Source organism: Mycobacterium sp., from assembly GCF_035570115.1.
Taxonomy (GTDB): domain Bacteria; phylum Actinomycetota; class Actinomycetes; order Mycobacteriales; family Mycobacteriaceae; genus Mycobacterium.
This window is the reverse complement of the sequence record NZ_DATMLH010000212.1, coordinates 23,173-32,525: the sequence shown is the minus strand read 5'-3', so window position 1 is coordinate 32,525 and position 9,353 is coordinate 23,173. Positions and strand designations below refer to the sequence as shown.

Sequence of the window (9,353 nt, the reverse complement as noted above, 5' to 3'; positions counted from 1 at the left end):
TAGGTCGGGGATAGTCGTTATAGCCGTGTTGGCTGCACCGGACGCCAGAAGTGTGCTGAGGTCGCCGGCCAGTGTGCTTGGGTCGAACGACCCGAGCAGCGAGCTTGGATCGACCGACCCGAGCAGCGAGCTTAGGTCGGTAGACCCGAGCAGCGAGCCTGGATCGGTCGACCCGACCAGCGAGCTTAGGTCCAGCGGTCCGAGCAGCGAGCTGGGGTCGCCCAGCAAGAACGTTGCTAAGGGGATGTCGCTCAGCAGTGAAGCAGGGTTCTCCAGGGCTCCGGTCAGTCCGCTGACGTCGTTCTCTATCGCGTCGAGGTAGATGCTCGGGTCCAGGTATCCGACTAGGCCCTGCACCAGGTACTCGAACCCCGCCGGCAGGCCCGTCAGCAGCGACGACGGGCCGTCGGTGTACCCCGTAATGGGCTCCGCGCCCAACGGTTGCCAGCCAATGTCGGGGATGGGGTTGATGTCGGGGTTGATGAATTGGTTCGGTATGCCCGTGAAGTCCTCGACGAAGCCGGCCAAGGCGGCCGGGATGCTGTAATCGGTCGGGGCCCCCCAGTACAAGAAACTGCCCGTTTCAAACGGATTGAAGTCAGTCTGGAAGTCAGTGGAGACGTTTCCCAGGTTGGTGAACAGGGTTTCAACGTTGGGCATCTCGATCGGGTTCGAAGCCGGACTCCCCGTCAAATTATCGGCGAGACTTTCGAAGGGCAACAGTGGGTTCAGGACCACTGTCGTGGGTGAGCCGAAGACCGAGGGGGACCAGATTGTGTCCCCCGGGATATTGACTACGCCCGTCGTGCTATTCGACCCGACGGTGTCCTCCACGATGTTCCCAAACGAGAAGCCGGAAAGCAGCTGCGTCAGCGGTGTGTTGAACCAGCTGCCGAACCAACCCAGGACGTTGGCGCATTCGAACTCGCAATTGTTTGCGGCTCCATCAACGATCTCGCTCTGCGTGAGGACCTGCACTTCGTCGGCGACGGCTGTGCTGAACGCTGGGAACGGCACCAGCAGGTTAGAGATCGCGTCCACCTGCGCGAAGTTGCCGTCGTCCCAACCCCACGTGTTGCCGATGGATTCCATGTACCAACTGCCGGTCCCCGCGATCCCGAGCGGCTCCCAAGCGCCGCCGGGTCCGACGGCACCCTCGATCACGGGCTCCATAGCGCCGCCGGCTCCAACGGGAAGATCTACGGTTTGTAATAAGCCGGGAACATCGGCGACAGTGCTCTCGCCGGCCGGCCCGAGGGCCGCCGCATAAGTTCCTAAGGCGGTGATCTCGTTCGCAGGGATATTCACGATGTCAGCGAACAGGTTGTACGGGATGTTCTCGATGCCGCCAAGGTTTAGGCCACCAAGATCGAGGCTCCCGAGGTCGGGGAGACTGAGGCCACCGAGGCTGGTGAGCGGGTCGACAGTGCCGAGCGCGCCGGTCACATCAGTCAGCAAACTGCCCGCGTCCACCAGGCGCACGTCCATGTTGTCGACGCGGAGACCGGCTGGCTGCACGGTCGGCATCACAGCGAGCATGCCGGACGTCAGCAGGGCGGACCCCGCGATGGCGCAAGGACGTGCGGACGCGTGCATAGTGGCCCCCTACCGAGTCGGTTGAGGCTAAAAATTACCTGAGAACCAACCGCTTGTCCCGGTTATTGGCCAGCTTGTCGCGAGGATTACTCGCCCAACGCCGGTGACGGCTGTCCCCAGCCGGCCACACACGAACGATTCGAGACCACCCAAGGCGTCCTTGACGGCAACTGAATCGCTGTCTGACCTGCTGCTCGACCGGCTGAGTGCGCTGTAAGGCGGCGCCGTGTGGAGTACGGTCTACGGATTATGGGCACCCAGCAGTTCGACGTCGTCATCGTGGGCGCGGGTTTCGGTGGAATCGGTGCGGCGATCCAACTCAACCGGTTGGGCTACGACGACATCGTGATCGTCGAACGCGAGAACGACCTGGGCGGAACCTGGCACGTCAACCACTATCCGGGGCTTACCGTCGACGTCCCGTCGACCACCTATTCCTACTGGTTCGAGCCCAACCCGTACTGGTCGCGCCTCTTCGCTCCGGGCGCCGAACTGAAGCGCTACGCCGAGCATGTGGCCGACAAGTACAACGTGCGCCGCTACATGCGGTTCAACACGACCGTCGAAGGTGCCCGGTGGGACGACGATGCCCAGCTCTGGCGGGTCGCGCTTGCCGGCGGTGAGACGCTGGACGCACAGTTTCTGGTCGCCGCGACCGGGTTCTTGTCGCAGCCCCGCCTGCCGGATATCCCCGGTATCGACACGTTTGCTGGGCGCATCATCCACACCGCCGACTGGGACGACAGTTACTCGGTAAATGGACGCCGGGCGGCGGTCATCGGAACCGGCTCCACCGGTGTGCAGGTGATTCCCGAGTTGGCCAACGAAGCTTCCGAGCTGACCGTGTATCAGCGCACGCCGATCTGGGTGATGCCCAAGCCTGATGTCGCGCTTTCGCCTGCGGTGCAACGGATTTTCGCCCGGCTGCCTGTTGCGCAACGCATTGTGCGGTGGATCACCGACACCGCCATCGAGTTCATGATGGTAATCGCGATGTGGAAATTCCGGTACTTCAAGCGAGTCAACTTCGCCGTCGCAGACCTGTCCAAACTCTATCGGTTGCTGTCGGTGCGCGACACGCAGCTGTGGCGCAAACTGAACCCGGATTACGACTTCGGTTGCAAGCGGCCGACCATGTCCAACTCCTACTACCGGGCATTCACCAAGCCGCACGTGCATCTCGAAACCAGTGGCATCGAGCGGATCGAGCCCGACGGCATCGTCGCGTGCGACGGCAGCAAGCGGTTTATCGACACCCTGGTCCTGGCGACTGGATACGACGTGTGGGACGCCAACATGCCGGCGATCGAGGTGATCGGCCGGGAGGGCCGGGACCTCGGAAAGTGGTGGCGGGACACCAGGTTCCAGGCGTATCAAGGCGTCTCGGTGCCCTACTTCCCGAACTTCTTGTCGATGGCCAGCCCCTACGCGTGGGTCGGTCTGTCGTGGTTTAACACGGTGGAATACCAGATGCGACACATGGATCGGCTGTTCGGCGAACTACAGCGCCGCGGTGCCCGCACCTTCGAGGTCACCGAACAGGCCAATGCCCGCTTCCTCGACCGGATGACCGAGCTGCTCGACAAATCGGTGTTCTATGCCGGCAACTGTGCGACCTCGCGGTCGTACTGGTTCAACCACAGCGGGGAGGCACCGCTTTTCCGGCCGACGTCGGTGCTCAGCGCCGTCAAGGAGCAGGACCGATTCCCGTTGAGCGATTACTCAATAGCATGACGCCTCGCGCACTCGTCACTGCCGACATTGGCCGGAACTGGTCTTGCCGGAGGTCGCCCGCTGCTTACGGTTATGCACCGCGACGGTAACGAGCGCGTCGATACCGGCTGATGTCGGCCTTTACCGTCGTGTGGGGTCTGGTTTAATGGCGGTACCGCACTATCGGCAGGTGCCGCTGGACACAACACATCCAATGTAAAAGTTCAGGGGGGAGGCGGCCAGGTGAACCAGAAGACGGCTCAGACCGCGACGGTGCGGCGTCGCCGCCACAATACGGACGTTTTGGATGACACGCCGTACGTCGACATGCTCACCACACTCTCCCAGGCGTCGGTGCGGCGCAATTTCAATCCGTACATCGACATCGACTGGAACTCGCCCGAGTTCGGGGTGACCGACAACGATCCGCGCTGGATTCTGCCGTCGACCGACCCGCTGGGTCGGCATCCCTGGTACCGGGCGCAGGCGCGGGAGCGTCAAATCAAGATGGGTATGTGGCGTCAGTCCAATGTCGCCAAGGTCGGCTTGCATTTCGAGAACGTCCTGATCCGCGGCCTGATGAACTACACGTTGAGGGTGCCCAACGGGTCACCGGAGTACCGGTACTGCTTGCACGAGGCGGCCGAAGAGTGCCACCACAGCATGATGTTCCAGGAGATGGTGAACCACATCGGCGCCGACGTGCCCGGCGTGCCGCGTTACCTGCGGTGGCTCTTACCGGTTATCCCGATGTTCGCGGGTCCGCTGCCGAATGCGTTCTTCTTCGGCGTACTCGCTGTTGAGGAGCCCTTTGACCACATTCAGCGGAACATCCTTCGCGAAGCCGAGACGACGCACCCCATCGTCGGACGGGTGATGGCCATCCACGTGGCCGAGGAGGCCCGCCATATTTCGTTCGCCGACGGGTATCTGCGTAAGCGTCTTCCCGGTCTGGCCTGGTGGAAGCGCTTGTTGCTGTCCCTGTACATCCCGGTGATCATGCGTATGCTTGGCCTGGCGGTGGTGGTGCCGCCGAAGGCCTTCTGGCGAGAATTCGGCATCCCGCGCAAGGTGCGCAAGCAGGTGTTCTTCCGCGCGCCCGAATCACGCCGGTTGCTGCGCGACATGTTCGCCGACGTCCGAATGCTTTGTGACGAGACTGGATTGATGAATTGGGCGGCAAGGCTGATGTGGCGGATGTGCAGGATCGACGGCGAGCCGTCCCGGTACCGCAGCGAACCGCGGCGCGGGCACGTGGACGCCGTCCGGGCGGCCTGAGCGAGCGGCGTTCCGCTTCGCTCAGCTGAATGCCTCGTCGATGATCTCCTGCTGTTCCACGGCGTGCACCTTCGACGAGCCCGACGACGGTGCCGACATGGCGCGCCGCGAAATGCGTTTGATCCCAGTTAGTTTGCCTGGGAACAGCTCGGGTAGCTCCAAGCCGAACCGGGGCCAGGCGCCCTGGTTGGCGGGCTCTTCCTGCACCCAGAAGTACTCGCTGACGTTCGGGTAGTGGTCCAGCATTTCGCGGATCCGCTTGAACGGCAGCGGCGCGAGCTGTTCGATACGCACGATCGCGACGTCGTCGCGACCGTCCTTGGCCTTGCGCGCCGCCAGCTCGTAGTAGATCTTGCCGCTGGTCAGCAGCATTCGGGTCGCCTTGCTGCGGTCACCGATGCCATCTTGATAGGTGGGTTCCTCGAGCACGGAGTGGAACTTGGTCTCGGTGAAGTCCCTGATGTCGCTGACCGCGGCTTTATTGCGCAGCATGGACTTCGGCGTGAACACGATCAGTGGGCGCTGCACACCGTCGAGGGCGTGCCGGCGCAACAAGTGGAAGTAGTTGGCCGGCGTCGACGGCACCGCGATCGTCATCGAACCTTCCGCCCACAGCTGCAGGAAGCGCTCGATGCGGCCGGAGGTGTGATCAGGACCCTGGCCTTCGTGTCCGTGCGGCAGCAGCAGCACGACACTGGACAGTTGGCCCCATTTCGCCTCTCCGGAGCTGATGAATTCGTCGATGATTGACTGGGCGCCATTGACGAAATCGCCGAACTGGCCCTCCCACAAGACAAGTGCGTCCGGATTGCCGACGGTGTAGCCGTACTCGAAGCCGATGGCGGCGTACTCCGACAGCGGCGAGTCATAGACCATGAACTTGCCGCCGGTCGGGTTGCCGTCCCGATCGGTCATCAGCAGCCGCAGCGGCGTGAACTCCTCGCAGGTGCGGCGATCGATAAGCACCGAATGCCGCTGGGAGAACGTGCCGCGCCGAGTGTCCTGCCCGGATAGCCGCACCAACTTGCCTTCGGCCACCAGCGAACCCAACGCCAGCAATTCACCGAACGCCCAGTCGACCTTGCCCTCGTAGGCCATCTCGCGGCGCTTTTCCAGCACTGGCGTGACTCGGGGATGCGCGGTGAATCCCTCTGGGAGGGCGAGGAATGCGTCGCCGATCCGGGCCAGCAACGCCTTGTCCACCGCGGTGTCAAGCCCTGCCGCGAGCATCTGGTTGGACTCCACCGATGCGCTCGGCTGCACTCCGTGCTTCTCCAGTTCGCGGACATCGTTGAAGACCCGTTCAAGCTGACCCTGGTAGTCGCGCAGCGCGTCCTCGGCCTCTTTCATCGAGATGTCGCCACGACCGATCAGCGCTTCGGTGTAGGTCTTGCGCACCCCTCGCTTGGTGTCGACGACGTCGTACATGGCGGGGTTGGTCATCGACGGGTCGTCGCCCTCGTTGTGCCCGCGCCGCCGGTAGCACAGCATGTCGATGACGACGTCTTTCTTGAACTGCTGCCGGAAGTCCACGGCCAAGCGCGCCACCCATACGCACGCCTCCGGGTCGTCGCCGTTGACGTGGAAGATGGGTGCTCCGATCATCTTCGCGACGTCGGTGCAGTATTCGCTGGACTTGGAGTATTCCGGCGAAGTGGTGAACCCGATCTGGTTGTTGACGATGATGTGTATGGTGCCGCCGACCCGGTAGCCGGGCAGCGTGGCCAGGTTCAGCGTCTCGGCGACCACACCCTGGCCGGCGAAGGCGGCGTCGCCGTGCAGCATCAGCGGCATCACCGAGAAGCCGTCTTCACCGTCACCCTTATCGAGCAGGTCCTGCTTGGCCCGAACCAGACCCTCCAGCACCGGGTCCACGGCTTCCAGGTGCGACGGGTTGGCGGTCAACGACACTTGAATGTCGTTGTCGCCGAACATCTGTAGATACAGGCCGGTGGCGCCGAGGTGATATTTGACGTCACCGGAGCCGTGCGCCTGCGCGGGGTTCAGATTGCCCTCGAACTCCGAGAAGATCTGCGAGTAGGGCTTGCCGACGATGTTGGCCAGTACATTGAGCCGGCCGCGGTGCGGCATCGCGATCACCACCTCGTCGAGCCCGTGCTCGGCGCACTGGTCGATCGCCGCGTCCATCAGCGGGATGGTGCTTTCGGCGCCCTCCAGCGAGAACCGCTTCTGCCCGACGTACTTTGTCTGTAGGAACGTCTCGAATGCCTCGGCCGCATTGAGCTTGCTCAGAACGTACTTCTGTTGGGCCACAGTCGGTTTGACGTGCTTGGTCTCGACGCGCTCTTCCAGCCACTCCAGCTGCTCGGGATCGAGGATGTGGGTGTACTCCACGCCGATGTGGCGACAGTAGGCGTCGCGCAACAGGCCCAGAATGTCCCGCAGCTTCTTGTACTCAGCGCCGGCGAAGCCGTTGACTTTGAACACCCGGTCGAGATCCCACAGCGTCAGGCCGTGGGTCAGCACTTCGAGATCCGGGTGGCTGCGGAAGCGGGTGTTGTCTAACCGAAGTGGGTCGATGTCGGCCATCAGATGGCCGCGGTTGCGGTAGGCCGCGATCAACTCCATCACGCGGGCGTTCTTGTCGACGATCGAGTCGGGGTTGTCGGTGCTCCACCGAATCGGCAAGTACGGGACGCCCATCTCCCGGAAGATCTCGTCCCAAAACTCATCGGCCAGCACCATCTCATGGATCGTGCGCAGGAAGTCACCGGATTCGGCGCCCTGGATAATGCGGTGGTCGTAGGTCGAGGTCAGCGTGATCAGCTTGCCAATACCCAGTTCGGCGATGCGTTCGGCACTGGCGCCCTGGAATTCGGCCGGGTACTCCATGGCTCCCACGCCGATAATCGCGCCCTGGCCCGCCATCAGCCGCGGCACCGAGTGCACGGTGCCGATGGTGCCGGGGTTGGTCAACGAAACCGTCACGCCGGCAAAGTCTTCGGCGGTCAATTTGCCGTCACGGGCACGGCGGACGATGTCTTCATAGGCGGTGACGAACTGCGCGAATCGCATCGTCTCGCAACCTTTGATGCCCGCAACCACCAACGAGCGCTTGCCGTCCTTGCCCTGCAAGTCAATCGCCAAGCCGAGATTGATGTGAGCCGGCGTGACCGAGGTGGGCTTGCCGTCGACCTCGGCGTAGTGCCGGTTCATGTTCGGGAACGCTTTGAGCGCCTGCACCAACGCGTAGCCCAGCAGATGGGTGAAGGAGATCTTGCCGCCGCGGGTGCGCTTGAGCTGGTTGTTGATGACGGTGCGGTTGTCGATCATCAGCTTGGCCGGGATGGCCCGAACGCTGGTCGCCGTCGGCAGATCCAGCGACAGCGACATGTTCTTCACGACGGCGGCGGCCGCACCCCGCAGCACCTGGACTTCATCCCCGTCGACCGGCGCCGGGCCGAGGGGGCGCGCAGGCGCCACGGCCGGCGGTGCGCTGGTCATGCCGTTGCCGACGGGGGCGGTGGTCACAGCAGGAGGTGACGGCGCGGCGGCAGGGGCGGGTACGGCCCCGGCAGCCGGGGCCGAGGCGGGCGGCCCGTCAGCTGTCGTCGAACCGTCGCCCGTCGGCTCGGGGTTGTAGTCGACCAGAAACTCATGCCAGCTCGGGTCGACCGACGAGGGGTCTTCGCGGAACTTGCGGTACATCTCCTCGACCAGCCATTCGTTCTGGCCGAATGGTGAACTCGTAGTGCTCACGGCAGCTGCTCGCCTCGATTCCTCTGTCCGGCAAGCCCGCTACGTGACGCTTGCCACTTCCTGCACACGGTGTCGGCGCATCTCACCTGCGGCGGCCCCGACGTTTCCGCCTCATAAAGGCTAACCCTTTGCCGACAATCCGCCACGCGTCCTGACCAGCCTGGTCCGCGCTGCGACAGGGACGCTCTGCATCGTCGCCGCGCTAGGTGGCGTCGTGAACCGGGGGCAGCAGGTGCAGCGTGACCGGCCACCGAACCGGGGGAGTGCCGAACGCCTTGCGCGTATTGCGCACGATCTTCTTGCCCACCAACCGGTTGCCGATGGCGCCGATGACGGCGCCGATACCGATCGGCAGCATCTTGCCGAACAGCAGCGCACTGCGACGCAGCGTGAACCGCCTGACTGCGCGCTTGAGCAACCGCGAATTCAACTGTGCCAACGCGGGCATTGGCAGCGATGCCGCCCCCTCCGACAACCACGCACCGCTCGTGCGGCCCGGACCGAGCAGTTCGCCGACGGCGTTCTTGCTGTCATCGCCAACCAGTACGGCCAGCACCAGGGCGCGGCGCAGTTCCCGATTTTCGGCCGGAACACCGTGCACCGCCGCGATCGCCAGCGCAAAGAACGCGGTGGCCTCCAGGAACACCGCCGTCTCCCCGGCGGCCGCGGACAGCGCAGCCAGTGTGCCGACCCCCGGCAGCAAAGCGGCCGAACCCACTGCCGCGCCGCTGGCCGTGACGGCACTCAGATACCGCTTCTCCAGCTTGGCGGTGATAACGGCGGGCGCGGCCTCCGGGCTCGCACGGCGCAGCCGTTCCACATAAGCCGTGGCCGCCGGCCCCTGAATCCGCGAGCTCCGTTCGATGATCTGCGCCAGTGCGCGCGCGGATGCCTTGGGCTTGCCGTTTGTGGCGGCGGGCAGCGAGTCGTCCGCTGTGTGCGTCCGTCGGGCGCTCATAAGTGCCTCCGAAGTGGATGTGCCCGGCTCTTTCCTGAGGCCGCGGCCTGCCTTCAGGCTAGCGCCGGTGCCACGAAACGTGGGGCGG

Annotated in this window: 5 protein-coding genes; 2 read left to right on the top strand and 3 right to left on the bottom strand. The window is 64.0% G+C overall.

What is annotated here, in order from left to right; genetic code table 11:
• Window positions 1–1,527: hypothetical protein (locus VNW74_RS19210; protein WP_325679662.1), on the bottom strand; the 1,527-nt coding region annotated here is incomplete at its 3' end.
• 318 nt (window positions 1,528–1,845) lie between these two features.
• Here VNW74_RS19210 and VNW74_RS19205 point away from each other — a divergent pair.
• Together VNW74_RS19205 and VNW74_RS19200 are read left to right on the top strand one after the other, a co-directional pair.
• Entirely contained in the window at window positions 1,846–3,330 is a 1,485-nt protein-coding gene (locus tag VNW74_RS19205) for an NAD(P)/FAD-dependent oxidoreductase (RefSeq protein ID WP_325679660.1), read from the top strand.
• 222 nt (window positions 3,331–3,552) lie between these two features.
• Window positions 3,553–4,587 carry a diiron oxygenase gene (locus VNW74_RS19200; protein WP_325679658.1) on the top strand — a complete coding sequence of 345 codons (1,035 nt, stop codon included), beginning with the start codon at window positions 3,553–3,555 and terminating at the stop codon, window positions 4,585–4,587.
• Between the two features lie 21 nt (window positions 4,588–4,608).
• Here VNW74_RS19200 and VNW74_RS19195 read toward each other — a convergent pair whose 3' ends face one another.
• Complete coding sequence (locus VNW74_RS19195) at window positions 4,609–8,307, bottom strand: multifunctional oxoglutarate decarboxylase/oxoglutarate dehydrogenase thiamine pyrophosphate-binding subunit/dihydrolipoyllysine-residue succinyltransferase subunit (protein ID WP_325679656.1); 3,699 nt, start codon at window positions 8,305–8,307, stop codon at window positions 4,609–4,611.
• Window positions 8,308–8,509: 202 nt separating this feature from the next.
• On the bottom strand, window positions 8,510–9,265 hold the full coding sequence (locus VNW74_RS19190) for a hypothetical protein (protein ID WP_325679654.1): 756 nt from the start codon (window positions 9,263–9,265) through the stop codon (window positions 8,510–8,512).
• Window positions 9,266–9,353: the final 88 nt, after the last annotated feature.